26 protein-coding genes and 1 tRNA gene are annotated in these 26,420 nt (G+C 58.1%); 12 read left to right on the top strand and 15 right to left on the bottom strand.

The annotated features are described in order from the left end of the window. Positions 1 to 16: 16 nt before the first annotated feature. Genes SJY29_RS07305 through SJY29_RS07295 form a run of 3 tightly spaced genes read right to left on the bottom strand, consistent with a single transcriptional unit; the run spans position 17 to position 2,811 of the window. Positions 17 to 1,003: an alpha/beta fold hydrolase gene (locus SJY29_RS07305; protein ID WP_400088314.1), complete on the bottom strand. Its 987-nt coding sequence runs from the start codon at positions 1,001 to 1,003 to the stop codon at positions 17 to 19. Next, on the bottom strand, positions 993 to 1,910 hold the full coding sequence (gene metA / locus SJY29_RS07300; protein WP_400088311.1) for a homoserine O-succinyltransferase: 918 nt from the start codon (positions 1,908 to 1,910) through the stop codon (positions 993 to 995). The genes SJY29_RS07305 and metA overlap by 11 nt, the downstream gene beginning before the upstream one ends. Before the next feature lie 37 nt (positions 1,911 to 1,947). Next, complete coding sequence (locus SJY29_RS07295; RefSeq protein WP_400088308.1) at positions 1,948 to 2,811, bottom strand: ATPase; 864 nt, start codon at positions 2,809 to 2,811, stop codon at positions 1,948 to 1,950. A 147-nt stretch (positions 2,812 to 2,958) separates the two neighbouring features. On the opposite strand from SJY29_RS07295, the gene SJY29_RS07290 reads away from it, so the two are divergent. Beyond that, on the top strand, positions 2,959 to 3,303 hold the full coding sequence (locus SJY29_RS07290; RefSeq protein WP_110278824.1) for a rhodanese-like domain-containing protein: 345 nt from the start codon (positions 2,959 to 2,961) through the stop codon (positions 3,301 to 3,303). Positions 3,304 to 3,345: 42 nt separating this feature from the next. On the opposite strand, the gene SJY29_RS07285 is transcribed toward SJY29_RS07290, so the two are convergent. Together SJY29_RS07285 and mnmA are read right to left on the bottom strand one after the other, a co-directional pair. Continuing rightward, on the bottom strand, positions 3,346 to 3,804 hold the full coding sequence (locus SJY29_RS07285; protein ID WP_400088305.1) for a YHS domain-containing (seleno)protein: 459 nt from the start codon (positions 3,802 to 3,804) through the stop codon (positions 3,346 to 3,348). A gap of 126 nt (positions 3,805 to 3,930) precedes the next feature. Then, positions 3,931 to 5,070: a tRNA 2-thiouridine(34) synthase MnmA gene (gene mnmA, locus SJY29_RS07280; RefSeq protein WP_400088303.1), complete on the bottom strand. Its 1,140-nt coding sequence runs from the start codon at positions 5,068 to 5,070 to the stop codon at positions 3,931 to 3,933. A gap of 131 nt (positions 5,071 to 5,201) precedes the next feature. Here mnmA and SJY29_RS07275 point away from each other — a divergent pair, with 131 nt between their 5' ends. The 5 genes from SJY29_RS07275 to SJY29_RS07255 all read left to right on the top strand — a co-directional run bounded on the left by SJY29_RS07275 (position 5,202) and on the right by SJY29_RS07255 (position 10,861). Further along, positions 5,202 to 5,480 (top strand): DUF1153 domain-containing protein, encoded by a 279-nt coding sequence (locus SJY29_RS07275; RefSeq protein WP_400088301.1) that lies wholly within the window; start codon positions 5,202 to 5,204, stop codon positions 5,478 to 5,480. Between the two features lie 91 nt (positions 5,481 to 5,571). Then, complete coding sequence (ctrA, locus tag SJY29_RS07270) at positions 5,572 to 6,285, top strand: response regulator transcription factor CtrA (protein ID WP_400088298.1); 714 nt, start codon at positions 5,572 to 5,574, stop codon at positions 6,283 to 6,285. 118 nt (positions 6,286 to 6,403) lie between these two features. Next, the gene (gene ligA / locus SJY29_RS07265; protein WP_400088295.1) at positions 6,404 to 8,548 is read left to right on the top strand and encodes an NAD-dependent DNA ligase LigA; all 2,145 of its coding nucleotides are present in this window, start codon (positions 6,404 to 6,406) and stop codon (positions 8,546 to 8,548) included. Beyond that, complete coding sequence (gene recG / locus SJY29_RS07260) at positions 8,545 to 10,635, top strand: ATP-dependent DNA helicase RecG (RefSeq protein ID WP_400088293.1); 2,091 nt, start codon at positions 8,545 to 8,547, stop codon at positions 10,633 to 10,635. Before ligA ends, recG begins: the two co-directional genes overlap by 4 nt. Before the next feature lie 103 nt (positions 10,636 to 10,738). Continuing rightward, positions 10,739 to 10,861, top strand: coding sequence for a hypothetical protein (locus SJY29_RS07255; protein ID WP_278247265.1), 123 nt, complete (start codon positions 10,739 to 10,741; stop codon positions 10,859 to 10,861). A gap of 180 nt (positions 10,862 to 11,041) precedes the next feature. Here SJY29_RS07255 and SJY29_RS07250 read toward each other — a convergent pair whose 3' ends face one another. Continuing rightward, on the bottom strand, positions 11,042 to 11,488 hold the full coding sequence (locus SJY29_RS07250) for an iron-sulfur cluster assembly scaffold protein (RefSeq protein WP_400088290.1): 447 nt from the start codon (positions 11,486 to 11,488) through the stop codon (positions 11,042 to 11,044). A gap of 66 nt (positions 11,489 to 11,554) precedes the next feature. Here SJY29_RS07250 and hisI point away from each other — a divergent pair, with 66 nt between their 5' ends. Next, positions 11,555 to 11,899, top strand: coding sequence for a phosphoribosyl-AMP cyclohydrolase (gene hisI, locus SJY29_RS07245; RefSeq protein ID WP_400088287.1), 345 nt, complete (start codon positions 11,555 to 11,557; stop codon positions 11,897 to 11,899). Here the strand turns inward: hisI and gluQRS are convergent. The 3 genes from gluQRS to gyrA form a co-directional block, all read right to left on the bottom strand. Next, a complete protein-coding gene (gluQRS, locus tag SJY29_RS07240) occupies positions 11,896 to 12,720 on the bottom strand; it encodes a tRNA glutamyl-Q(34) synthetase GluQRS (RefSeq protein WP_400088284.1) in 825 nt (274 codons plus the stop codon). The two genes, hisI and gluQRS, sit on opposite strands and share 4 nt — an antisense overlap. A 1-nt stretch (position 12,721) precedes the next feature. Beyond that, positions 12,722 to 14,080 (bottom strand): methylenetetrahydrofolate--tRNA-(uracil(54)-C(5))-methyltransferase (FADH(2)-oxidizing) TrmFO, encoded by a 1,359-nt coding sequence (gene trmFO, locus SJY29_RS07235; RefSeq protein ID WP_400088282.1) that lies wholly within the window; start codon positions 14,078 to 14,080, stop codon positions 12,722 to 12,724. Between the two features lie 64 nt (positions 14,081 to 14,144). Beyond that, positions 14,145 to 16,889, bottom strand: a complete 2,745-nt coding sequence (gyrA, locus tag SJY29_RS07230; RefSeq protein WP_400088279.1) for a DNA gyrase subunit A — start codon at positions 16,887 to 16,889, stop codon at positions 14,145 to 14,147. A 195-nt stretch (positions 16,890 to 17,084) separates the two neighbouring features. Between gyrA and SJY29_RS07225 the strand changes: the two genes are divergently transcribed. Then, positions 17,085 to 17,351, top strand: a complete 267-nt coding sequence (locus SJY29_RS07225) for an usg protein (protein WP_055685746.1) — start codon at positions 17,085 to 17,087, stop codon at positions 17,349 to 17,351. 207 nt (positions 17,352 to 17,558) lie between these two features. Here SJY29_RS07225 and SJY29_RS07220 read toward each other — a convergent pair whose 3' ends face one another. After that, complete coding sequence (locus SJY29_RS07220) at positions 17,559 to 18,605, bottom strand: ornithine cyclodeaminase (RefSeq protein ID WP_400088277.1); 1,047 nt, start codon at positions 18,603 to 18,605, stop codon at positions 17,559 to 17,561. Continuing rightward, entirely contained in the window at positions 18,602 to 19,531 is a 930-nt protein-coding gene (gene rocF / locus SJY29_RS07215; RefSeq protein ID WP_400088274.1) for an arginase, read from the bottom strand. Before rocF ends, SJY29_RS07220 begins: the two co-directional genes overlap by 4 nt. A gap of 86 nt (positions 19,532 to 19,617) precedes the next feature. Here rocF and SJY29_RS07210 point away from each other — a divergent pair, with 86 nt between their 5' ends. Beyond that, a complete protein-coding gene (locus SJY29_RS07210) occupies positions 19,618 to 20,037 on the top strand; it encodes an Lrp/AsnC family transcriptional regulator (RefSeq protein ID WP_110278808.1) in 420 nt (139 codons plus the stop codon). Here SJY29_RS07210 and SJY29_RS07205 read toward each other — a convergent pair. Together SJY29_RS07205 and SJY29_RS07200 are read right to left on the bottom strand one after the other, a co-directional pair. Next, complete coding sequence (locus SJY29_RS07205; RefSeq protein WP_400088271.1) at positions 19,994 to 20,485, bottom strand: disulfide bond formation protein B; 492 nt, start codon at positions 20,483 to 20,485, stop codon at positions 19,994 to 19,996. The genes SJY29_RS07210 and SJY29_RS07205 overlap by 44 nt on opposite strands. After that, positions 20,482 to 21,060: a YqaA family protein gene (locus SJY29_RS07200; protein ID WP_110278806.1), complete on the bottom strand. Its 579-nt coding sequence runs from the start codon at positions 21,058 to 21,060 to the stop codon at positions 20,482 to 20,484. The genes SJY29_RS07205 and SJY29_RS07200 overlap by 4 nt, the downstream gene beginning before the upstream one ends. A gap of 338 nt (positions 21,061 to 21,398) precedes the next feature. Here SJY29_RS07200 and SJY29_RS07195 point away from each other — a divergent pair. Together SJY29_RS07195 and SJY29_RS07190 are read left to right on the top strand one after the other, a co-directional pair. After that, positions 21,399 to 21,484, top strand: a tRNA-Leu gene (locus tag SJY29_RS07195). Positions 21,485 to 21,865: 381 nt separating this feature from the next. After that, positions 21,866 to 22,564: a Hint domain-containing protein gene (locus SJY29_RS07190; RefSeq protein ID WP_400088268.1), complete on the top strand. Its 699-nt coding sequence runs from the start codon at positions 21,866 to 21,868 to the stop codon at positions 22,562 to 22,564. On the opposite strand, the gene SJY29_RS07185 is transcribed toward SJY29_RS07190, so the two are convergent. Further along, positions 22,554 to 23,150, bottom strand: a complete 597-nt coding sequence (locus tag SJY29_RS07185; protein WP_400088266.1) for an NTP transferase domain-containing protein — start codon at positions 23,148 to 23,150, stop codon at positions 22,554 to 22,556. The genes SJY29_RS07190 and SJY29_RS07185 overlap by 11 nt on opposite strands. 148 nt (positions 23,151 to 23,298) lie before the next feature. Between SJY29_RS07185 and SJY29_RS07180 the strand changes: the two genes are divergently transcribed. Next, positions 23,299 to 25,710, top strand: a complete 2,412-nt coding sequence (locus SJY29_RS07180; protein WP_400088264.1) for an FAD-dependent oxidoreductase — start codon at positions 23,299 to 23,301, stop codon at positions 25,708 to 25,710. Here the strand turns inward: SJY29_RS07180 and SJY29_RS07175 are convergent. Further along, a complete protein-coding gene (locus SJY29_RS07175) occupies positions 25,707 to 26,264 on the bottom strand; it encodes a YSC84-related protein (RefSeq protein WP_400088261.1) in 558 nt (185 codons plus the stop codon). The two genes, SJY29_RS07180 and SJY29_RS07175, sit on opposite strands and share 4 nt — an antisense overlap. Positions 26,265 to 26,420 lie beyond the last annotated feature (156 nt).

Raw genomic sequence — 26,420 nt, 5'->3', positions numbered from 1 at the left:
CTGCGCATAGTGCCGGCTAGGGCTGGATACCCGCGCGCAGTGCTGCGCGGTCAATTGCGCTGATCGCGGCAAGCGGGTGCGCATGGTGTGGCATATGACCCACGCCGGGCAGGCGGGTTGTGTTCACTTGCGGGACGATTTTCGCGATCTCTTCGGCATGAATGTGGATCGGCACGGTTGTGTCTTCCTCGCCATGCAATATCTCAATCGGCAGCGTCAGCTCCCGATACCGCTGGGAGAGTTGCACCACATGCGGGCGCGATGTGTTCACCTGCCGCGTATTGGCGCGCATGCTGGATTGCCGCAGCGTCAGCCCGGCGCCGATGTAGTCTGCATAGCCTGCAGGCGCGCTCTGCGGGGCAAAGGTCGCTTCAATGCTGCTATCCACCACCGAAGGCGGCACAAAGGCCGAGATTGCCGGGATTGTGATGACACCGCCAAAGGCGCTGCCATTGACGGTATAGTATCTGTCCAACCCGCCTGGCCAGGGCATGGTGACGCCGGCAAAGGACACGATTGCCGAAGCATTCGCTGGGCTATCTTGATCCAAACCAGCAACGGCCCAGGCATAGGTCACGATCCCGCCAAAGCTGTGCCCTGCCACAATCGGATCTGTGATCCCGAGTTTTTCCGCGGCTTCACGCAGCATGGCCGCTTGCGCCTGCGGGCTGTCGCCCTCGGTCGCGGTCAGACCAGTGGCAATGCCGGGCACCCTGTCGGTATATCCCAATCCGGGGCGATCAAAGGCTGTGACCGTATAACGGTCTGTCAGCCGGTTCATCAGATCAAAGGTCCATTCGCGCAGGTTACCACCCGCACCATGCAACAGCACCAGATGCGGCCCGCTGCCGTCCTGGACGTAATGCACCTGTCCGCCGGTGACATCGACGAACTGACCCAGCGGCGGGTATTGCGTGGTTGCCTGCGCGGCGCGGTATTGCGAGATCACGGCGGTTGCGAGCGCTGTTACACCGAGAATGACGGAAAGGGTTTTAACTGCCAATTTTATCCAACTCAAAATGGGTGGTCTGGTAAATTTCGTTTATCCAGTTTCCATATAGGAGATGCGCGTGACTTCTCCACCTATTTTGAGGTTGTTTCGTAGGGTCATCACCCGGATAGTAATTCATAGGCACATTGATCGGCGTGCCATTGCTGATATCGCGGTCATATTCCTGCTTGAGCGTGCCGCTATCATATTCAAAATGATTGAAAATATAGAGCGCGCGATGTGCCGGGTCCTCGACAAGGGCAGGACCCGCGTCATCGCTGGTAATCAGCGTCTTCAGGCCGCCCGCGGCGTCGATTTCATCCTGACGCATCTCTGTCCAGCGGCTGACAGGGATCACGCAATCATCCGAGAACCCGCGCAAATAAGGTGAGGCAGGATCGGTGACATGGTGACGAAAACAGCCAAAGGCTTTGTGATCCAAGAGATGTTTCTGCACACCGTGGAAATAATTGATCATCGCCATCCCGCCCCAGCAAACGCCGAAGGTGGAATGCACATTGCTCTGGGTCCAGTCGAACACTTGTGTCAGTTCGTCCCAATAGGTCACATCATGGAACGGCAGGTGCTCGATCGGGGCGCCTGTGATGATCAGCCCGTCGAATTTCTCGTCCTTTACCTCTGAAAACGGGCGATAGAATTCTTCCATATGCTCGGCGGCGGTGTTCTTGGTCTGGTGCTCGGACATCCGCACAAGTGACAATTCAATCTGCAAAGGTGTTGCCCCGATCAGACGCGCGAACTGGTTCTCGGTCTGGATCTTTTTCGGCATCAGGTTCAGCAATGCAATCCGCAGCGGGCGGATGTCCTGACGGGAGGCAGTGTCTTCATCAAGCACCATAACGCCTTCGTTCGACAGAACGTTATAGGCGGGCAGGGCACTGGGCAGTTTAATAGGCATTGTTCACATCCAAGATAAGATGGCAGAGATAGGCGGCTTAGCCGCGCATCTCAAGAGCGTCAGCGATCATGCTGACAAAGCCCTCCGTATCCTTGACCTTCTCAACGGCATGTTGCGGGACGGTGATGCCCCATTTGTCCGCCATCGCCTGATAGCGCGGCTGGCGGTGCGCCAGTGCCTTGGCAAAGGCCCAACGGATGAAATCATCGGGGTTCACCTTGTCAGGGGCCACGTTGAATTCGATCAGATAGGCGTTCCATGTCTCCAACAGGAAGGCCGGATCATAGGACATCGGCTTGGGTTCGCGATCAAAGCGCCGGATCAGTTCAGCGGTATGCTCGTCGGTGCCCTTAATCCAGACCATCAGCGTCTTTGCGGCCAGATCGGTCATGATCGGATCATCGGGATCGTTCACATCGACCCATTCACAGATGGATCCGCCCGTGTCGCAGACAAAGTGCGGGTATTGATAAAGCCTGCTGGAGCGTTCGATGAAATGGCCCGTGTCATGCAGTGCGGCGATTTCAGCCTGCTGAAACTGGTCCTGACGGCGGGTGTACTCATCCCAAGGCAGGCCACCCAAATCAGGGTCACCCGGTTTGCCCAGATAGGATGACATCGGCCGCAGATCGTTGAATGAGATATTCGAGCCGATATAGATGCTGTCCGAGCGCAGGAGATCGCGCAGGAAGGGCACCTTCATGGCTTCGCGCTTGGCGTTATCCGCAATCAGCTCGCCCATGTACCGGGTCCCGATCCGGTAATCGATCGAGTAGTGAAACCAGTCACCTGTGCTGCGCAGCATGTTCGACAGATAGGTCTTGCCCAGACCGGACATGGCAAACAGCAGAACACGTTTTTGGGGGGCGTTACGCCACTCGGATGCGGATGTGTAAATCATGGCGCTTTGGGTAACGGTGTAGACAAAAATCCGCCAGTGATTTTTTCATTGGCATCTTTTTATCCACGGTTGGTGACTTCATCACTGATGCGGGCCAATAAGCGCGGTAGTCAGGCCCCGACGGTTTTCAAACACAGGATGAACCCCATGGCATATACCGAGAAATTTCAGGCGATGGCTGATGCCGCCCGCGCGCAGGTCGAAGAAGTCAAACCCGAAGATGTGGATGCGCTGATCGCGGCAGGTGCGGTGGCGCTCGATATTCGGGACAAGGAAGAGCATGACGCCTATCACATCCCCGGTTCGATCAATATCAGCCGCGGGAAGCTGGAGATGAATGTCGAAGGCGAAATCAGTGACCTCGACACCACCATCCTGTGCTATTGCAACGCCTATAACCGTGGTGCGCTCTCGGCGGCAACGCTGAAAAACATGGGTTATCGCAACGCCAAGTTCATCGCAGGCGGCTTGGGCGCTTACCGCAAACTCTAGACTTATCAGGTGCGGGCGGACCATTTGGTCCGCCCAAAGCCGTTACGCCAGAACGCCGGGCCAGTTGGCATCTGCCGCCGCGATATGGCCGGGAATATCGCGTTCCCAACGGCGGCGCACGCTGGTTGAGAAATTCAGGTAAAGCTTGTCGTCCACGATCGACCATGCCTCGGGCACAGTCGGTGCCGTATAGCCTTGGCTGACCGCATAGGCGCAATAACCGCCGTATTGCGGCGCATAACGGGCAGGATCAGCGGCAAATGCATCGCGGTTCTCGGCTGATGCGAAGAGCCATGTCGCACCCATATAATCAAACGTGATCTCGGGATTGCCCGCAACGGGGGCGCCTTGGGTGAAGTACCCGACAACATCAGAGCCATCCACGGCAATGCCGTTCTCGGCATAAACCTCGGGGGTGGCCGCCATGGCGCGGGGGGCAAAGGCGGCGAATGCGGGGGCAGCGATGGCTGCCGTCAAAAGGTGGCGTCGTGTGATCGTCATTGCGGGTATCCTCATGCTGAACTGGCATTTCCAATCCCAATAGGGGCATGTCGCCGCGCAAAAGCTAGGGGGCACACAGACATGTGACCTTTCGTTGCAAAATGCGCGATGTGTAATGTGGGCGTCTTAGGCGCCGCGCCAGATCCAGCCGCCACCCAGCACGCGTGTGCTGTCGGGGTCATAAAACACGCAGGCCTGTCCGGGCGAGACGCCTTGTTCGGCCACCAGCAGTTCCACCTCGGCTTCTGTCTCGGAGACCGGGCGCAACACCGCATCCGTTGGCGGACGGGTAGAGCGCACGCGCACCGCGATCTGGCGTTCTCCTATATCCATCAGGTTCCCGCCACCGATCCAGTTGATTTCACGGATCGGCACGCGGCGGGTGGCCAGCAGGTCTTTGGGGCCCACGACAACCTGCTTTTTGTCGACATCCAGTTTGACCACATAAAGCGGATCGGCAAGCCCGCCGATCCCCAGACCACGCCGTTGTCCGATGGTGTAGTGGATCACGCCCTTATGGGTGCCCAGTACATTGCCTTCAGTATCCACAATGTCACCCGGTGCCGCGGCACCCGGGCGCAGCTTCTCGATCACTGCCGCATAGTCACCATTGGGCACAAAGCAGATATCCTGACTGTCGGGTTTATCCGCCACGCTCAGCCCGTATTTGCCGGCAAGCGCGCGTGTTTCTTCCTTGGACGCATGATGTCCCAGCGGGAAGCGCAGGTAATCCAGCTGTTCCTGCGTCGTCGAGAACAGAAAATAGCTCTGGTCCTTGGTCGGATCCGCGGCGGCATGCAGTTCGGCCCCTTCAGCGCCCATTTTGCGCTGGATATAATGGCCGGTTGCCATGCAGTCGGCGTCAAGGTCCTTGGCGGTTTCCAGCAGGTCCTTGAATTTCACCCGTTCGTTGCAGCGGATGCAGGGCACGGGGGTGGCACCGCCCAGATAGCTGTCGGCGAATTCGTCCATCACCGCTTCGCGGAAGGTATTCTCGTAATCAAGCACGTAATGCGGGAAACCCATTTCTTCGGCCACACGGCGTGCGTCATGGATATCGCGGCCCGCGCAGCAGGCACCCTTTTTGGCCAAAGCCGCGCCATGGTCATAAAGTTGCAGGGTCACACCCACCACATCATAGCCCTCTTCGGCCAGTTTGGCGGCCACGACAGAGCTGTCGACGCCGCCGGACATGGCAACAACGACGCGCGTCTGTGCGGGCGGCTTAGCAAAGCCGAGCGAATTAAGCGGCGAATCAAGTGACATAGGGTGTTCCGGAAGCTTCGTTTACAGAGATAAATATAGGAAAATGCGATACACTCTCAAGGCCCCCCTATACCACTCATTAAACACTTCACCGGATATTTACCCCCGGAGTGACACAAAGGGGTGCAAATATGTACATTCGTAAAATCGAAGGACCAAGATCGGTAACCTTGCCTGATGGAACAGTGATGACGCGGGCGGACCTGCCCAGTCATAAAACAAGGCGCTGGGTTGCGTCACGCAAAGCCGCGGTGGTGCGGGCTGTGGGTGCGGGGCTGATCACACGCAAAGAAGCATTGGAAACCTACGCGCTTTCAGAAGACGAGTTTTCTGAGTGGGAGACAGCCGTGGACCAGCACGGAGAGGCGGCGTTGAAGGCCACGGCATTACAGCGCTATAGACAACTATAGGTTGTTTTTAGTAAAGGTACGGTGGGGGTAACGGCTAATTAACCTTTATTGGTTTAATTGAAGGCTACCGAACTCATAGCGGAGAACTGCCATGCGAGTCTTGCTGGTTGAAGACGACCACACAACGTCCAAAAGCATCGAATTGATGCTGACCCACGCCAATCTGAATGTGTACGCAACAGACATGGGGGAGGAAGGGATCGATCTGGCAAAGCTCTATGATTATGACCTGATTCTTCTGGACATCAATCTGCCAGATATGAACGGGCATGAGGTTTTGCGCCAGCTTCGGTTAAGCCGCATTGATACGCCTATATTGATCCTTTCAGGGGACGATGGGACAGAAAGCAAGCTAAAAGGCTTCGGTTTTGGTGCAGATGACTATCTGACAAAACCCTTCCACCGCGAAGAACTCGTGGCGCGTATTCATGCAATTATCCGGCGGTCCAAGGGACACGCGCAATCCATCATCAAAACCGGTCAGATTGCGGTGAACCTGGATGCCAAAACGGTTGAGGTCGAAGGCAGCACCGTGCATCTGACGGGCAAGGAATACCAGATGCTCGAACTTCTGAGCCTGCGCAAGGGTACAACCCTGACGAAAGAGATGTTTTTGAACCATCTATACGGCGGGATGGATGAACCCGAACTGAAGATCATTGATGTGTTCATCTGCAAACTGCGCAAAAAGCTCAGTGAAGCCACCAACGGTGACAATTATATCGAAACGGTCTGGGGGCGGGGTTACGTCCTGCGTGATCCGGACCCTGTTGCGTCCCATGCACCGATAGCAATCGGGGCGTAGGGTCCGGTCTGTTCTCTGCGCTCCGTCCCCGCTCATCCAGCACTGGACGCCGCTGTGCAGCCCGCCTAATTATGACGCACATCCCCCGTCACGGGGCGTCATTGGGTGGGGGGCCGGCATGGTTCAAGAGACAGCGCAACATCCGGAAACAGGCGACACACCCGTTGCGCAGCTCACCACAGCACAGGCGCGCGCAGAATTGGCTTGGCTGGCCGAACAGATCGCGGCGGCAAATACGGCCTATCACCGCGATGATGCGCCCGAGATCAGTGATGCAGATTATGATGCGTTAAAACAAAGAAACGCCGCGATTGAAGCGCATTTCCCGTCACTCAAACGCGCCGACAGCCCCAGTGATGTTGTTGGTGCCGAAGTCGCCGAAGGTTTCGGGAAAGTCCGCCACGCAGTGCGGATGTTGTCCCTTGGCAATGCCTTTGCGGATGAAGATGTGCACGAATTCGATACGCGCATTCGCAAATACCTCGGTTTGGATGCGGACACTGCATTGCGCTACACGGCCGAGCCAAAGATCGACGGTCTGTCACTTTCGTTGCGCTATGAAAACGGCGTGTTGATGCAGGCCGCAACACGTGGTGATGGCGAAACGGGTGAAAACGTGACCGCCAACGCCCGCACAATTGCCGATATTCCGAGCAAGATCACCGACGCGCCCGCCGTGCTCGAGGTGCGCGGTGAAGTCTACATGAGCCACGATGACTTTGCCGCACTCAACGCACGTCAGTCAGAGAGTGGCGGTAAGAAATTCGCAAATCCGCGCAACGCTGCCGCCGGATCATTGCGGCAACTGGACGCCGAAATCACAAAATCTCGGCCGTTGCGTTTCTTTGCCTACGCATGGGGTGAACTCTCGGCGCCTTTGGGTGACACGCAATCTGATGCAATCGCGCAACTGGCGTCTTTCGGTTTCGTCACGAACCCTTTGACGCGCACCTGCGACAGCCCCGACGAGTTGTTGCAACACTACAAAACGATCGAGGCGCAACGCGCAACGCTCGGCTATGACATCGACGGCGTGGTCTATAAGGTCGATGACCTCGCGCTGCAAAAACGCCTGGGATTCCGCTCAACGACCCCCCGTTGGGCGATTGCGCATAAATTCCCCGCCGAACTGGCCTGGACAAGACTGGAAGCCATCGACATCCAGGTGGGCCGCACCGGCGCGTTGTCACCCGTCGCACGACTGCAACCCGTCACCGTTGGCGGCGTGGTGGTGTCGAACGCCACGCTGCATAATGAAGACTATATCGCGGGGCGTGACGGGAACGGCGCACCGATCCGCGAGGGCCGTGATATCCGTGTGGGTGACTGGGTTCAGGTGTATCGCGCCGGTGATGTGATCCCGAAAATCAGTGACGTGGATCTGGCGCGCCGCCCTGAAGATGCGGTAGCCTATGTGATGCCGAAAACCTGTCCGGAATGTGGGTCGGATGCGATCCGCGAAGAGGGCGACGCCGTGCGCCGTTGCACCGGCGGCATCATCTGCCCTGCGCAAGCCGTTGAAAAGCTGAAGCATTTCGTCTCGCGCGCTGCCTTTGACATCGAGGGGCTTGGTGCCAAGCAGGTCGAGCAGTTCTACGCGGACGGCTGGATCACCACGCCTGCCGATATTTTCACCCTGCGTGCGCGCTATGGCACAGGGGTGCAGCAACTCAAAAACCGCGAGGGCTGGGGTGAAAAAAGCGCCAGCAATCTCTTTGATGCCATTGACGAGAAACGTGAAATTTCGCTCGCGCGCGTGATTTTCTCGCTCGGCATCCGGCATGTGGGCGAAAACAGCGCGGCCCTTTTGGCCAACCACTACACGTCTTGGGATGCGTTCGAGCAGGCCATGACCACTGCGGAAATCGGCGCGGGCGCTGCCTGGGAAGACCTGATCGGGATCGACGGTGTAGGCACTGTGATGGCCACATCGCTGGTGACGACCATGCAACAAGAGGCCGAGCGCGCGTCAATTAACCGTCTGATCGCAGAGCTTTCCGTGCAGGATGCAGAGGCGCGGGCCACCGATAGCCCGGTTGCGGGCAAGACTGTGGTCTTTACGGGCACACTCGAACGCATGACGCGGGCCGAGGCAAAAGCGCGCGCCGAAAGCCTTGGCGCCAAGGTGTCCGGCTCGGTCAGCGCAAAAACCGACATCCTGATCGCGGGGCCCGGTGCCGGGTCAAAGGCCAAGAAAGCGGCTGATCTTGGCGTCGAGACAATGGACGAAGACGCCTGGCTTGCCCTGATCGGCGACGCATGAGCGGGCGCCCCGAAATCCTTTTTCCGCTGTTCGCAGAACTGACGAAGCTTGACGGGATCGGCCCCAAATCGGCGCAAATCCTTGAGGCTGTGGGCATCGCCAAGCCGCTTGATATCCTGATGACATTGCCCGCCTCAGGCGTGGACCGGCACAGACGGGCCAGCATCCGTGAGATTGTGCCGCCCTCTGTCGCCACTGTCGAAGTGACGGTGGGCGAGCACCATCCGCCGCGCACGCGGGGGCGGCCTTACCGTGTGCACGTTGAAGATGCGGAAACCTCGTTTCAACTGGTCTTTTTTCATGCGCGCGGTGACTATCTGCAGCGGCTTCTGCCGACGGGCCAAAGGCGGGTTGTGTCTGGCAAGGTCGAGATTTTCGACGGGATCGCGCAGATCGTCCATCCTGATCACGTACTGCCCGTGGCCGAGGCGGCCGATATTCCGGCATTCGAACCGGTCTATCCGCTGCATGCCGGTATCACGCAAAAGGCGATGTGGAAGGCCACGCGCTCGGCGCTGTCTTTGCTGCCGGAGCTGGCGGAATGGATTGATCCGGCTTTGAAGGCACGCGAGAACTGGCCGGATTGGGCGGCGGCGATGCAGGCCGCACATAACCCGCAATCGACGTCCGATCTGTCGCCTCATGCGCTGGCGCGGGAACGACTGGCCTATGACGAGCTTTTTGCGCACCAGTTGACGCTGGCCTTGGCGCGGGCGGCCACACGGCGGGCCAAAGGGCGCGCGTCGCAGGCAACAGGTGTGCTGAGCACAAAGGTTCTCGAGGCTTTGCCCTACAAACCAACCGGTGCACAGAGCCATGCCATCGCTGAAATCGTCGCGGATCTGGCCACGCCTTTGCGGATGAACCGGCTGCTTCAGGGCGATGTCGGGTCAGGCAAAACGCTTGTTGCGTTGATGGCATTGCTGGCTGTGGTCGAGGCAGGCGGGCAGGGCGTGATGATGGCGCCTACCGAGATTCTGGCCCGCCAGCATCTGGACGGGTTGCGGCCTTTGGCGGAATCCGCAGGTGTGCGCTTGGACATCCTGACAGGGCGCGACAAGGGGGGCGCGCGTGCGGCCAAGCTTGACGCCCTTGCAAAGGGAGAAATCGATATCCTTGTCGGGACCCACGCGGTGTTTCAAAAAGACATCTCCTTCAAGGACTTGCGTCTTGCCGTCATTGACGAACAGCACCGTTTCGGGGTCGCGCAGCGGATGCAGTTGGGCGCCAAGGGGCAGGCCGTTGATGTGCTGGTGATGACAGCCACGCCCATTCCGCGTTCGCTCGCGCTCGCGCAATACGGGGATATGGATGTCTCCGTGCTTGATGAAAAACCGCCCGGCCGGACACCTGTGCAGACGGCATTGGTCTCGGCTGCGCGGATGGACGAGGTGGTGGAAAAGCTGCGCCATGCGGTTGCACAGGGACGGCAGGCCTATTGGGTGTGTCCCTTGGTCGAGGAAAGCGAAGTCGTTGATATGACCGCCGCCGAAGAGCGGTTCAAGCGATTGCGCGCCGCTTTGGGCGAGGGTGTTGTGGGGCTGGTGCATGGCCAGATGCCACCATCGGAAAAAGATGCGGCTATGGCGCGGTTTGTGGCTGGCGACACCAAGGTGCTTGTTGCAACTACAGTGATCGAGGTGGGCGTCAACGTGCCCAACGCCTCGATCATGATGATAGAACATGCAGACCGCTTTGGTCTGGCGCAATTGCATCAGCTGCGGGGCAGGGTCGGGCGGGGCGCTGCGGCATCGACCTGTTTGTTGATCTATCAAACCCCGTTGAGCGAAAGCGGCCGCCGGCGGCTGGAAATCCTGCGCGAAACCGAAGACGGTTTTCGTATTTCCGAAGAAGACCTGGCCATGCGCGGTGCGGGCGATGTGATTGGCACGGCACAATCCGGTATTCCACGGTTCAGAATTGCCGATCTTGAACGGCAGACAGGACAGATGGCGGTAGCCCAAACCGACGCACGCAAACTGCTCAATGACGACCCGAAACTGGAATCGCCCCGTGGCAAGGCCGCCAGAACGCTCCTTTGGCTGATGGAGCAGGACAAAGCGATCCGTTTAATATCAGTGGGTTAACCTTAAAAATCACAAAATGTTCTCAAATGTTCTATAAAAGTTCTTTACAGGTGGTTAATGATGTGAGAACAAAGTGGCAACAGAACATGAGGAGAACATACCAATGGCTGAAGAGATCAAATCCGTTATCGCACGTTCACGCGACACGATTGTCGCCGATGCGTTGGGCGTTGCCGCCCTCATGGTCATGTTGATTGTTGGGTTGGCCTTGCCCGGGCTGATCTGACCTGCCGAGACGATCACGGCCCGGTCTGTCACATTGCCCTGTCCCAAGAATGCAATGCTTGATGACCTGCCTGTCTGATATCCAGAGCGGGGGTTTTGCCTCTCCCCATGGAATACTGGATCGGGTCGTGATCGTTTTCAAACCTGCCGCCGCCATCTGCCCGGATGTGCGGCGGTTTTTTTATGCGCTGGCCTGTTGGCTGTGCAGGGCGTCCAAAGTGGCATCAAAGGCCAGCATGATCGACGCGTGACGGTTCTTATAGTCCTTGGCGGGTTGAAGAACCTCAAGATCGCCAAAGGGGGCGGCAGGGACAGGACCGTCGTGCTTCAGCATCGCATAGAGCGCATCACGACCGGCTTGTACCTGATCAAGGGTCAGCCCGACGATGTTCGCGCCAACCACAGCGGCCGCTGCCTGACCCAAAGCGCAGGCTTTCACGTCCTGCCCGTAGCCCGTAATCACACCATCGGTCAGTTCCAGATCAACGGTCACGGTCGAGCCACACAAAGGGGCCCGCTTTTTCGCGGTCGCTGTCGGATGGTCCAGACGCGTGGTGCGCGGCATATCCGCAGCCAGCGCCAGAATACGCCCCGAGTAGAGTTTGATCAGATCGTTTTCCGCCGACATCGAGTTGCCCTTTTTCTTACACCCCATTAGATAGTGCGGGCCGCCCCGCTTGCAAAGGTTTTTGATATGCCCTTCGATCCCGTGACCCTGCTTTATAACGACGCAGGCCTGATCCCCGCGATTGCACAAGATGCTGCAACCGGTGAGGTGCTGATGATGGCGTGGATGAACGCCGATGCGGTGGCGCAGACGCTTGAAACGGGGCGCGTCACCTATTGGTCGCGTTCACGTCAGGCCTTCTGGATCAAAGGTGAAACCAGCGGCCATACGCAGGAACTGGTGGATTTCCGCGTGGATTGTGACCGTGATTGCCTCTTGGTGCGGGTCAACCAGACGGGGCCTGCCTGTCACACTGGCGCGCGCAGCTGCTTTTTCACTGCCGTGCGCGATGGTAACGAGATCACTGATTAATCGCGCCAGCCGATCATGTCCTTGATGTCCTGCACGCTCAGACCTTCGGCACGGTATTTAGCCAGCGCCTTGGCGTGATCAATCTTTGCAAGCCGCTTGCCATCCGCGTCCGTAATCAGTGCGTGGTGATGATAGACTGGCGTTGGATAGTCCAAGAGCGCCTGCATCAGCACATGCAGCAGCGTCAAATCACGCAGATCCATGCCGCGCACCACATGTGTAATGCCCTGCAGCGCATCATCCACGACGCAGGCCAGATGATAGGCCGGATCGCCCGTATCCTTGCGCCGCAAGATCGGATCGCCGATGGTCCCCAGCAGCAAGTCATTGGTGATGTTTTTGGACGTGGTTGCGCCCGTCTCATCATATCCTAACGGCCTGTCGATCCGCGCCAAGGCCTTGGCGATATCCAGACGCAGCCCGTCACCGGGTTGTGCATCCGCCATACTGCGGTGACAACACGTGCCGGGGTAAACCAACCCGTCCGCACCCGGTTTGGCGCCTGCATCTGCAATCTGGCGGCGCGTACAGCTACAGGGATAAATCAGGCCTTCTTTGCCGAGCTGATCAAGAACCGCGTCATATTCCGCGTAATGGTCGGACTGGCAGCGCACCGGTGTCGGCCATGTCAGGCCAAGCCACGCGAGATCTTCATATATACCGGCCTCATGTGCAGGCCGCACCCGCGTGCTGTCGGTATCCTCGATCCGTAAGAGGGCGGTGCCACCCAGATCGCGGGCAACCTGCCAGACGGTCAACGCCGAATAGGCGTGTCCAAGATGCAAAGGGCCGGTGGGCGATGGGGCAAACCGCGTCAGCACGCTATTCGGCGGCGTCTAGCATCGTCTGGCCCAGCCACGCCTGCCAGTCAGTTTTGGCGCGGTCGGTATAGGCTTTGTAGCGCTCTTTGCGGCCACGCCGCCCGCTTTTCACACCATCAAGTGGCGGGAACAGCCCGAAATTCACGTTCATCGGCTGAAAGGTCTTGGCCTCTGCGCCGCCGGTGATGTGGGTCACTAAGGCGCCCATGGCTGTCGTGTTCGGGACCGGTGCAAGGCTGCGCCCCGTCATTTCCGCCACCGCCATCCGCCCCGCCAAAAGGCCCATGGCAGCACTTTCGACATAGCCTTCAACGCCGTTGATTTGCCCCGCAAAGCGGATATTGGGGCGGCTGCGCAGGCGCATTTGATCGTCCAGCAAGGTGGGTGAGTTGATGAATGTGTTGCGGTGGATCCCACCCAGCCGCGCGAATTCCGCATCCTCAAGGCCGGGAATCATTTTGAAAACAGCCTTTTGCGCGCCGTACTTCATCTTGGTCTGAAAGCCCACGATGTTATAGAGCGTGCCCAATGCGTTATCGCGGCGCAATTGTACCACTGCATAGGGCTTGTTTTGCGGATCATGGGCGTTGGTCAGGCCGACGGGTTTCATCGGCCCAAAGCGCAGGGTTTCGCGCCCGCGTTCGGCCATCACCTCGATCGGCAGACAGCCGTCAAAGTAGCCAGCGGTTTCGCCTTCCTTGAATTCGGTCTTTTCGGCATCCAAGAGCGCATCAATAAACGCTTCATACTGGGCTTTGGTCATCGGGCAATTCAGGTATGCGGTGCGTTCCGCCTCGGTTTCGCCCTTGTCATAGCGCGACTGCATCCACGCCACATCCATGTTGATGCTCTCGTGATAAACAATTGGCGCAATCGCATCGAAGAAGGCAAGCGCCTCGGCACTTGTCTCGGCCTGAATGGCCTCGGCCAAGGCGCCCGAGGTCAGCGGACCCGTGGCAATGATCCAGTTTCCGCTTTCAGGAAGTGCCGTAATCTCTTCATAAGACACAGAAATATTGGGATGGGCCTTGAGCGCCGCTGTCACGCTTTCCGCGAACGGATCACGGTCCACCGCCAGTGCACCACCGGCAGGCAGGCGGTGTTTGTGGGCGGTGTGCATGATCAGCCCATCGGCCTGCATCATTTCCCAGTGCAGCAATCCGACAGCGTTTTGTTCATGATCATCCGAGCGGAACGAATTGGAACAGACCATTTCGCCAAGGTTGCCTGTGCGATGTGCAAAGGTTTCCACCTTGGGGCGCATTTCGTGAATGACAACTTTCAGGCCCGCGTTCGCCGCCTGCCATGCTGCCTCTGATCCGGCCATGCCGCCGCCGATGATATTGAGTGTTTTATCCATAGGCGTGATCTAATCCGCAGCCCCGCAAAAGAAAAGGCCCGCGACAATCTGCGGGCCTTTTGCGTTATTCTGTGACGGGGTTTTCCTCATCCTCGCCCTGGTCGGCAATCCAGGCCACGCTGACAACCGTTTCGCCCTTGCCGGTGTCGAACACTTTGACGCCACCAGCCCCGCGTGAGCGGAAGGAAATCCCCTCAACCGGCACACGGATCGACTGGCCGGTCGAGGTGACCAGCATGATCTGATCGGACATTTCCACAGGGAAGGATGTGACCAACGGCCCGCCGCGCATCGCCTTGTCCATCGCTGCCACACCCATGCCGCCACGTCCGCGCACAGGGTAGTCGTGGCTGGAAGACAGCTTGCCGGACCCTTTTGCCGTGATCGTCAGGATCAGGTTTTCGGCTGCAGACATCTCTGCATAGCGTTCGGGGCTGATCGCACCGGCCACGGCCTCTTCCTCGTCATCGACCTCCGCATCATCGGCCAGACCAGCCATTGCGCGGCGCATTTTCAGATAGGCGGCGCGCTCTTCGGCCTCGGCCTCGAAGTGGCGGATGATCGACATGGACACGACCTTGTCGTCGCCTTGCAGACGGATCCCGCGTACACCCACCGAACTGCGCGAGTTGAAAATGCGCACGTCGGTCGCGGGGAAGCGGATCGCGCGGCCACTGTCGGTGACCAGCATCACATCATCATCGTTCGACGCTATGCGCGCGTTGATCAGCGTGGTGTCGGCGTGTTCATCCTCGAACTTCATCGCAATCTTGCCGTTGCGCATGACATTGGTGAAATCCGACAGCTTATTGCGGCGCACAGTACCTGCCGAAGTCGCAAAGACCACTTGCAGATCGTCCCATTCTTCCTCGGGGCGGTCCACAGGCATGATCGCAGCAATGGAAACACCCGGCGGGATCGGCAGGATGTTTACGATTGCCTTGCCCTTGGCGGTGCGGCTGCCAAGTGGCAGACGCCATGTTTTCAGCTTGTAAACCATGCCGTCGGTCGTGAAGAACAACAGCTGCGTATGCGTATTGGCGACGAAGAGGGTGGTCACCACGTCTTCTTCTTTGGTGGCCATGGACGACAGGCCTTTACCGCCACGCCGCTGCGCACGGAAATCGGCCAAGGCGGTGCGTTTGATATAGCCGCCCGAGGTGACGGTGACGACCATGTCCTCTTTTTCGATCAGGTCCTCGTCTTCCATATCGCCCGACCAGTCGACGATCTCGGTGCGGCGCGGCACGGCGAAAAGATCGCGCACCTCGGTCAGCTCATCACGGATGATCTGCATGATGCGTTCGCGTGAGCCCAGAATCTCAAGGTATTCGCGGATCTTGCCAGCCAGTTCCTGCAGCTCGTCGGTGACTTCTTTGACACCGATCTGTGTCAGGCGCTGGAGGCGCAACTCAAGGATCGCGCGCGCCTGCGCCTCGGAGAGGTTATAGGTACCATCCTCGTTTGCGGGGTGGGTCGGGTCATCAATCAGCTTGATATATTCAAGGATCGCCTCGGCGGGCCAACGGCGTGTCATCAGCTTTTCGCGTGCGGTTGCGGCGTCGGCAGAAGACCGGATGGTCGCCACAACCTCATCAATATTGGTGACAGCCACGGCCAGACCGCAGAGCAGGTGCGAGCGTTCACGCGCCTTGCGCAATTCAAACGCAGTGCGGCGTGCCACCACATCTTCGCGGAAATCCACGAAAGCGGTCAGGAAGGCGCGCAGGGTCAACTGTTCAGGCTTGCCGCCATTCAGCGCCAGCATGTTACAGCCAAAGTAGGTTTGCATCGGCGTAAACCGAAAGAGCTGGTTTAGTACCACTTCGGCTGTGGCATCGCGCTTGAGTTCGACCACAACGCGCACGCCATTGCGGTCGGATTCGTCCTGCACATGGGCGATGCCCTCAATCTTCTTGTCGCGGGCGGCCTCGGCGATCTTGTCGATCATCGCAGCCTTGTTCACCTGATAGGGAATCTCATTGATCACAATGGCATAGCGGTCTTTGCGAATTTCCTCGACCACGGTTTTCGCGCGCACGATCACGGACCCGCGGCCTTCCAGATAGGCTTTGCGCGCACCCGCGCGGCCGAGAATGATCCCGCCGGTCGGAAAATCGGGGGCAGGGATATATTCGATCAGTTCCTCGGACGACATATCGGGGTTGTCGATCAGCGCAAGCGTGGCATCGACAACCTCGCCAAGGTTATGGGGCGGAATATTCGTGGCCATACCCACGGCAATACCACCCGCGCCATTGACCAGCATATTGGGATAACGTGCAGGCAAAACCGTCGGTTCACGATCTTTACCGTCGTAGTTGTCCTGAAAATCGACAGTGTCCTTGTCGATATCCGCCAGCAGATAGACAGCCGGCTGGTCCATCCGCACCTCGGTATAGCGATAAGCCGCCGCGCGGTCGCCATCCATGGAACCAAAGTTACCCTGACCGTCCAAAAGCACCAGCGACATCGAGAAATCCTGCGCCATCCGCACCAGCGCGTCATAGATCGCACTGTCACCGTGGGGGTGATATTTACCCATTGTCTCGGCCACAGGTCGCGAAGATTTCCGGTAGGGTTTGTCCGGCGTGTTGCCCGTGCCGTGCATCGCATAGAGGATACGACGGTGCACCGGTTTCAGACCGTCCCGCAAATCCGGAATCGCGCGCGACACGATGACGCTCATGGCGTAATCCAGATAGCTGGTCTTCAGCTCATGCTCGATCGTGACAGAAGGCCCCTCATACGCAGGGCGCATGGGCGGGTTTTCTTCATCGTTTTCAGGTGTTTCTGGGGTATCGTTCACGTGATCCGCCTGTTGGTTTTTGGACTGCTACATCTGGTTGCGCCTACTCTATCAGACACTTGATGTGGGGTGCAATGATGGATGCTATCCGGCATTAGCAGCCACCGGCACGTGCTGCTAACATTTTGTTTTTGTTGACATAAATTTATCCCGTGGAATCATCAGGCTGAGGTTCACCAGAGCAGAGGAAAAAACATGCCATCCGAAACCGAATTGATGTTGAAGGGCTACGGGCTCACCACAGCCGAGATGTTCTATCACATGCCAGACTATCCGCATGTCCTGAACACCTTTGTCTGGCAGGATTATGATCTGGCACCCGACCACGACAAGCTTCTGAATTTCATCAGCTTTTGGCGCAAAGAGCTGGAAGGGCCGCTCCATTCAGTCCGTTTTGTCCACCGCAAGATGATCAGCCCAGGTGAATGGCGCCATGTGACAGGCGAATTTACCTATCATTAAGCGTTAGAATTGTCCCGGCGTCGGTTGTGGCACAAGCGGAATATCACGGGCAGGCGCACTGCATGCCGCCAGTGCGAGGAGGCCAATCAGTGCGGTCAAAACAAGGGCGCGTTTATGCATTCAAGAATACCTTCTTCGTTCTTTGCCCAAAGTAATCGCAGCAAATTCTTTCGAAAAGATAGATAATCAAAATTCACAAAATTCCGCCTATCCCGCGCGTTTGATCATCCCGAAAAGATCACGCGGATCATCAGGATCTGCGATCAGGTCCAGATCAATATAGAAAGGCGTATCCTGGATTTTGCGGTGCACATAGCGCAGTGCGCTGAAATCCTCGATGGCAAAGCCGACACCGTCAAAAAGCGTGACTTCACTCGCCGATTTGCGCCCAGTCTGCGCGCCAGTGATCACCTGCCAAAGCTCGGTCACGGGGTGATCGGCGGGCATCTGCTGGATTTCACCTTCAATCCGCGTTTGGGGCGGGTATTCGACGAAGACCGAGGACCGCGCGACGATATCGCGGTGCAGTTCGGTCTTACCCGGGCAGTCGCCGCCAATGGCATTAATATGCACGCCCGCACCGACCATATTGTCGGTCAGGATGGTTTGCATGTCTTTGTCGGCAGTGGCCACAGTGATCACTTCGGCACCTTCAATCGCCTCTTCCGGCGTTGTGCAGGGGGTGATGTGAAAGCCAAGACCGGCAAGGTTCTTGGCACATTTCTCTGTCGCGGCACTGTCGATGTCATAGAGGCGGATAGTGTCGATCCCGCAAACCGCCTTGATTGCGAGGCACTGGAATTCCGACTGCGCGCCATTGCCGATCATCGCCATCGTCTTGGCGTCTTTGGATGCAAGGTGCTTTGTTGCCACGGCCGACATCGCACCGGTGCGCAATGCCGTCAGGATCGTCATTTCGGAAAATAGCACCGGATAGCCGCTATAGACATCGGATAACACGCCAAAAGCGGTGACCGTTTGCAGGCCTTCTTTCATGTTCTTGGGGTGGCCGTTGACGTATTTGAAGCCGTAGAATTCACCATCAGACGTTGGCATCAACTCGATAACACCCACGTCCGAATGGCTACCGACACGCGGTGTTTTATCAAAGAGTTCCCAGCGGGCGAAATCCGCTACGATCTCGGCGGCAAGATCGGCCAGAAACGCCTCGATCCCGATGTGATGCACCAGACGCATCATGTTATCGACGCTGACGAAAGGCACCATGGCCCGCTGCGATGCTTTCAAACTCATTTTTTGTCTCGTGTTGGGCGGTCAAAGACGCGACGGCCGAGGAGTGAGGCGGTCAGATCGACCATCAGGTTTGCAGTGGTGCCGCGGTCATCAAGGAAGGGGTTCAGCTCAACCAGATCGAGCGAGGTGACGAGTTCACTGTCCGATAGGATTTCCATTACTAGATGCCCTTCGCGCACGGTCGCACCGCCGGGCACAGTGGTGCCGACGGCAGGGGCGACAGAGGGATCAAGGAAATCGACGTCCAGCGATACGTGCAGCATGCCATCGACAGCCGCGACACGCTCCAGAAATGCTTTCAGAGGGGTGCTGATGCCTTCCTCGTCGATCCGGCGCATATCGACCAGTTCAACATCACCGCCCGCAAGAACCGCATGTTCTGCCTCATCGACCGAACGCAGACCGATCATGCAGATGTTCTGCGTCTCAACCTTCGCGGGCAGGGGCGGGAAGGCATCGAACCCGTCGCGCCCAGTCACGTAACCCACGGGCGTGCCGTGCAGATTACCGCTGTCAGAGGTGTCGGGCGTGTGAATATCGCTATGGGCATCAAGCCAAAGCGCAAAGAAAGGGCGGCCCAGCTTTTGCGCATGTGCGGCCATGCCCGCCACGGTGCCAGCGGCCAAAGCGTGATCACCACCAAGGAAAATGGGCATCCCGCGCGGGGCGGCCTCTTGTGCGGCGGCCATCAAGGTCTGGGTCCAACCGACGTTTTCCGCCAGTTTATGCACCAGCGGGTTCTTCGGGGCAGCGACAGTCACATCGGCTGGTGCCAGATTGCCCACATCCTCAACCGTATGGCCAAGTTTCGTGATTGCCTCGGCAATGCCGGCGGTGCGGTAGGCGTCGGGGCCCATCAGGCAGCCCTGGCGGCGTTTGCCACAGTCCACAGGGGCGCCAATCAATATGCAGTGTTTTTGTGTCATGGCCGGAGTGTTGCCCAAAACAGGGGGTGGGTTAAGCCAGCAAATTGTGCAAAATGTAAATGGATTAGCCAAAATGGATAATAGGAATGGACGAACTGGATGCTCACTTGATCGCGGCGCTGAAACGCAACGGGCGCGCATCGCTGTCAGAGCTTGCCGCGCAGCTTGGTGTCACCCGCAGCACGGTGCGCGTGCGGCTTGACCGGCTGGTCCAGGGGGGCGAGATCGCGGGGTTTACAGTGCTCACACGGTCAGACGTGCGGCCTGACCCTGTGCGCGGTCTGATGATGCTGGAAATCGCCGGACGCGGGGCCGAAAAGGTGATGAAGCAACTGCAGCGGATGACCGAGGTGCAGGCCGTCCATTCCACAAATGGTACATGGGATCTGATCGCCGAGATCGGGACCGACACGCTGGAAAAGTTCGATCAGGCGCTCTTTGCGATCCGGCGTCTGGACGGCGTTACGCGATCCGAGACGAATCTTTTGTTGTCGACGCGGCGCTAAGCCGGAACGCGATGATCCAGCCGATCATCAGCACAAGCGACAAGATCGCGTTCCAACTGGCCATGGAGAGCGAAAACAGCTCCCAGCTGACCTGATCACACATGACAACGCGCGGGCCTGCGACGCTTAGAAGGTCCGCGCCGGTCAACCCTTCGAGGCTACTTCCGCCGGTACAGCTGCTGGGGCCTTCCCACCAGTCACGTTCTACGCCGGTGTGAAACACGCCAATCGCTGCGGTTGTCGCGGCGGCCAATGCCCCAAGCAAAGGCAGAAAACGGCCCGGAAACCGCAAGGCCAGCATACCGATCAGGATTGCTGCCGCATGGGGCCAGCGTTGCCACAGACACATCGCGCAGGGCGGATATCCAAGCGCCTGAAACAGGAAGGCGCCGGCCAGCAATGCGGCAGATCCACCCGCAGACAACAGGATCATCAGGTTTCTGGTCATAACAGCCCGATCATAGCGAATCCTCCGATCAGGAGCACGCAAAAGACGATGAACACCAACCCCAGCCGACGTTCGATAAAGTCGCGAATGGGAGCGCCGAACTTCCACAAAAGTGCAGCAACAAGGAAGAACCTCAGCGCACGTGCAAAAATGGACGACACGATAAAGACGGACAAGGGCAGACCGGTGACACCAGAGGCGATCGTGATCACCTTGAACGGCAGGAAGGTGACACCTGCCACCACCACGGCCCATGCGCCATATTCATTGAAGACCGCCGACATCTCGGCAAAGCTGTCACCCTTGCCATAAAGCTCAAGTATCGGCTGGCCGATCGTCTCCATCAAGACAGCGCCAATGTAATAGCCGAACAGGCCACCCGCGACAGATGCAATGGTGGCGACGGCCGCAATCAGGAAGGCACGCGAAGGCCGTGCAATAATCATCGGGATCATCAGCACATCGGGCGGGATAGGAAAAAACGAGGATTCAATAAAGGACACAAACGCCAACACCCAAAGGGCGTAGGGCGATTGCGCGCTTGATATGGTCCAGTTGTAAAGCCTGCGTAACATCGTCTGCCCGGTGGTTTTCTGCCTTAGGCCATGAAGTGCCCCTATCGTCAAGCTTGTGTTATGCGCGTTGGCATATTGTCCCTCTGTATTATCGTGGCGGGCAGGGGCGAATGGCTGCATGCGCCACCAATGTGAAAACGACCCGCGAAGTGCGCGATGACACTCCGCGACGCAGGTCAGCGTGTGGAACCTCATACCATGACGCATGGCACGGCAACCGTGGCTCCAGCGCGGACTGGATGGCGGAAACCTCGCGGATTGCGATCCGTTTACTACCAACCGTTTGTCGTAAATCGCGATTGACGCGCCCTGGCTTGCATATTAGGAGATGCGCTGTTGCCGATGTGGCGGAATGGTAGACGCAGGGGATTTAAAATCCCCCGATAGCAATATCGTGAGAGTTCGAGTCTCTCCATCGGCACCACTGGTCCTGCTTGTATGACCAGTCCGCACCTATCTACCAGCGGTTGTGACTTTCTACAGGAAAGACACAACATGAGCATAATTTAGCCAAATTTGTCATGTTTGAGCACAGAGGGTCTTTCCTTTAACGGTGCATCTATGTCTTTTTGCTTAGATAGTATTTTAGCCGTCGGGATACCCATCAAATTGAGACTGTGACGCGCGTCGGTATAGACAAACGGCGCGATAGAAAATCCGGATTGTTGGTCTCGTGCCGACGTGTTCGTAGCGGCCTGTTGTTGGGCTTGGTTCAAGAGTTGAATTTGCGCGGGCCCGACGTGGGGTTTCGCCGCGATGTTGAGAAGAGTGGTCAGATGCCTGCGGATATTGAGGCTGGTTTGAAATGACGAGAGATACGCAAAACGTGCTGTCAACCGACATTGATAGCGACAACACGGATGCAGGTGCAGGCGCTGATTTCGTCAACACCTCTCCCGAAATTGAGCGCGTGGTGCCTTGCTTTACCCCCGGGACGATGATTGCGACGCCACGGGGCGAGGTCGCGGTCGAAACGCTGAAAGCAGGCGACCGTATTCTGACCCGCGACAACGGTATTCAAACCATCAACTGGGTTGGTCAAAAGCGGCTCGATTTCATGGAGTTGAAAAAAGCGCCACAACTGCGGCCTATTCTCATCGCTGCCGGCGCGCTTGGCGACGGAATGCCGGAACGGGATATGATGGTGTCGCCGACCCACCGTGTCCTGATCACGTCGCACAAGGCCGAACTCTATTTTGGCCAGTCCGAAATTCTCGTGCCCGCCAAATATATGCTGGCAATTGACGGGGTATCAGTCTCGGATCAGCCCTATGTGACCTATATCCACATGATGTGCGAAAATCACGAGATCGTACTTGCTGACGGGGCATGGAGCGAGAGCTTCCAGCCCGGCGACCACACACTCAAGGGCTTTGACGAGGATCAGCGCGAAGAACTCTTTACACTGTTCCCCGAGTTGGCAACTGAAGAGGGGCTTGCCGCCTATCGCGCAGCACGCCGGACTTTGGGCAAGCGTGAAGCGGCCCTTTTGTTCACGTCCTAGTCAATCGCCAGGCGTCCCAGTCTTCCGGCGTATCAAGATCGAACCGCGCGCGTGCATCCGGCAGCGCGACAAGATGCGTGGCACCTGTGTGTTTTTTCACGAGCGCATCCGCGCCTTTATCGCCCGCAAGACCTGCAAAATCGGGCCGCAATGATGCATCGAACAGGATAGGATGCCCCGGTTTTCCGTCAGCGGACGTGCCCCGCCAGATCAAGGCATCAGGGGCCGCGTTGCGGGCACCTAGAACCGCCAGAAGATCTGCGGTCTCAAGGGCCACCAGATCGCCCAGCATGACCAAAAAGGCCGGTGCATCTGGCAATTGCGCCACGCCACTGCGCAGACTTGCGGACAAGCCTTCATCTGCATCCGCGACGATCAAAGCTGTTGCCTTGCTTTCTTCAATGATCGCCCGGCGGGCGATAGCATCGGGGGGGACGGCCACAAAAACCGGCTGACCTGTGGCCTCTGCCTTTGCAATCTGGCGGTGCAGAAGCGGCAGGCCATCGACATCTTCCAACAGCTTGTCACGCCCGCGCATCCGGCGGGACCGGCCTGCTGCAAGGATCAGGATCGGGATGATGGCCATCTCGGGCACTCCTCATTGCGGCGTCGTATGTCTCGCGCTGAAAAAACCGCTGACGGTTCGGAAAACGACAAAAGGTGTCGGTCGGCAGCTATCGCTTGTTCTTACCATTGCAGACGGTGGACATGTCATCAAACGAAAGGTTCTGTCGATGCGCACCCATGCCCAAGCTGTTGTAATCGGAGGCGGTGTGATCGGTTGTTCTATTCTCTACCATCTCGCCAAACTTGGCTGGACCGATGTTGTTCTTCTGGAACGCGATGAACTGACATCCGGTTCTACATGGCATGCGGCGGCGAATATCCACGGGTTGCATGACAGCACCAATATCAGCCGCATCCAGCATTATACGATGAACCTCTATAAGGCGCTGGAAGAGGAAACGGGCCAGTCTTGCGGCGTCTTCCAGCCCGGATCGCTCTATCTGGCGCAAACCGAAGCGCGCGAACACCAACTGCGATTGCAGGCTGCCAAGGCCAGATTCTACGGGATGAATTTTCACGAAGTTGACCGCGCCGAGGCTGAACGCCTGCACCCGCTGGTCGATTTTGATGGCATTCGCTGCATCATGTTCGAACCCGACGGCGGCAATGTCGATCCTTCGGGTGTGACCAACGCCTATGCCATCGGCGCGCGCCAGCGCGGTGCCGAGATTCACCGCTTTACGCCGGTGACGGCGACTGTCCCGCAGCCGGATGGAACATGGATTGTCGAGACGCCCAAAGGCAATATCCACACCGAATGGGTCATCAACGCCGCTGGGCTTTGGGGGCGCGAAGTGGCGCAACTGGCAGGCATCACCTTGCCGCTTTTGCCGACCGAGCATCAGTATTTTGTCACCGAAACGATCCCCCAGATCGCCGCACTGGACCGACGCTTGCCTTCGGTCGCGGACCGTGACGGGGAATATTACCTGCGTCAGGAAGGGCAGGGCCTTTTGGTGGGGGCCTATGAAAAAGACGTGCGCTTCTGGGCCGAAGACGGCACACCGCAGGGCTTTGGCCATGAATTGTTTGCCGATGATCTGGAACGGATCGAAGACAATATGATGCGCGCCATCGCCCGCGTACCGGCAGTGGGCGAGGCGGGGATCAAGCGCGTCATCAACGGGCCGATGATCTGGTCACCTGACAGCAACGTCCTTTACGGTCCGCATCCTGATTTGCGCAATTACTTCTGCTGCAACGGCATTATCCCGGGATTCAGCCAATCGGGCGGCATGGGCCTGATGGCAGCACAGTGGATCATCAACGGCGAAAGCGATTATGACATGTTCGCGTGGGATGTGGCGCGTTTCGGTCCTTGGGCGGATGCGAAATTCACCAAAGCCCGCGTCGGCGACCAATACGCCAAACGTTTTGCGATCCACTTTCCCAATGAGGAGCGCAGCGCAGGAAGGCCTGTGCGCACACGGCCTGTCTATGAGATGCAAAAGGCTATGGGCGCGGTCTTTGGCCTGAACTACGGCTGGGAACATCCGCTCTGGTTCGCCGATGCGCCTGATGTGCGCGAGACAAATGGGTTCACCCGCCAGAACTGGTTCGCACCTGTGGGCCGTGAGGCGCGGATGCTGCGCCAAACCGCCGGGATTATTGATATATCAAACTTCGCCAAATACTTCGTCAAAGGCCCCGGCGCCGCGGATTGGTTGAACGCCGTCTTTGCCAATCATATGCCCAAAGCGGTCGGACGGTCGTGCCTGACGCCGCTCATTGGCGTAAACGGCGGCATCGCAGGGGATTTCACGGTCACGCGGCTGGCCGAGGATGCCTTCATGATCATCGGCAGTGGCGCGGCAGAGCGCTATCACCAGCGGTTCTGGAGTGCGGTGCCATTGCCGGCAGGCACAACATTCGAGAGCCGCACCGATACGATGTGCGGCTTCAACGTGGCGGGGCCACTATCACGCGCTTTGCTGGCCAAACTGACCGACGCGGACCTCAGTAATGACGCATTCCCCTTCATGCGCTCGCAACAGATCACGGTCGCTGGCGTCGATGTCGTCGCGCTGCGGGTGTCCTTTTCCGGTGATCTGGGCTGGGAGCTGCATTGTGCGCAAGCGGATCAGTTGCAGCTCTATAAGGCGCTGCTCGTGGCAGGGCGCGATCTGGGCGCAGGGCCGGTGGGATCGCGGGCACTGATGTCGCTCCGGATCGAAAAGGGCTATGGCAGTTGGGGCCGCGAGTATTCGCCGGAATACTGGCCGCAAGAGGTGGGGCTGGATCGCCTGATCAAGCTTGGGAAGGATTTTCTCAACAAAAGCCGTTATTTGAAGATCAAAGACAATGCGCCGCGCGAACTTTTGCAGGTCATTGAGGTGACTGAGGTCACCGATGCGGATGCATCGGGCGGTGAGCCGATTTTCTTGCCGGACGGCACGCCGGTCGGGCGTGTCACCTCTGGCACCTACGGCTATAGCGTCGGGAAATCACTTGCCTTGGGCTATCTCAAAAACGTGCCCGCAGGCACCGCTGTTGACGTCATGATCCTTGGCAAACCACACCGCGGTGTCGTTCTGGCGGAGCCACCGTTTGACCCCGCCGGAAAGCGGTTGCGCGCTTAAGGAATGATGCGCGTGTATTTGGTGCCTTCCAGTGTCGCGCCGACGCGCAAACCTGTCTGCGCAAAAACCACGGCAATGACCGGAGCCAAGGAGGTTGTCGTCTCGGCGCGGATCATCTCGCTTTGATCGCGGAACGCGTATTCCATGTCCGCGCCAGCGGCCCAACCGGGGCCTTGGCGGAATTCCATCAGCGCCTCTGGCGTCATAAAGAACAGCACATGGCTGAACTGTTGTGCACCAATCTGGAAACCCGCACTGCCGGATGTGGCCGAATAATAGTCAACCGTCGACCCGCCGACGCGCAATGCGCCACGGCCGAATGAACCGCCTACACCGAGGCCGACTTCGGTCACCAAGGGCATCACCAAGAGCCCCGAAGCCCGCGCCGCAAGATCACGTGTGCCCGGATACTGTTGGAACATACCGTTCAGCGTGCTGTCGACGCGCGCGTCAATTGTCGCACCACCGGGGCTGCCGATGCCATTGCTGCATGCTGCCAGCGTTGACGCTGCCAAAGTTCCCAGCGCAAAGCTGCGCCTTGTCAAATTACTCATGATATATCCGCCTATTGCCTGTGATGGGGCCGTTTTTCGACCCTTATGCACATTTTTATAGGGCAGGATCACAGCGGTGTCACCCTTCAAGGTGCCCTGCGCGCCAAAGTTCGCCCTTCAAATGGTGCGGGACAGAACGCGCGGGCGCAAAAATAT

It is taken from the genome of Yoonia sp. R78084 (genome assembly GCF_044595625.1).
Classification (GTDB): Bacteria; Pseudomonadota; Alphaproteobacteria; order Rhodobacterales; family Rhodobacteraceae; genus Yoonia.
Note: the sequence above shows the minus strand (reverse complement) of the source record. Positions and strands in the feature narration are given on the sequence as shown.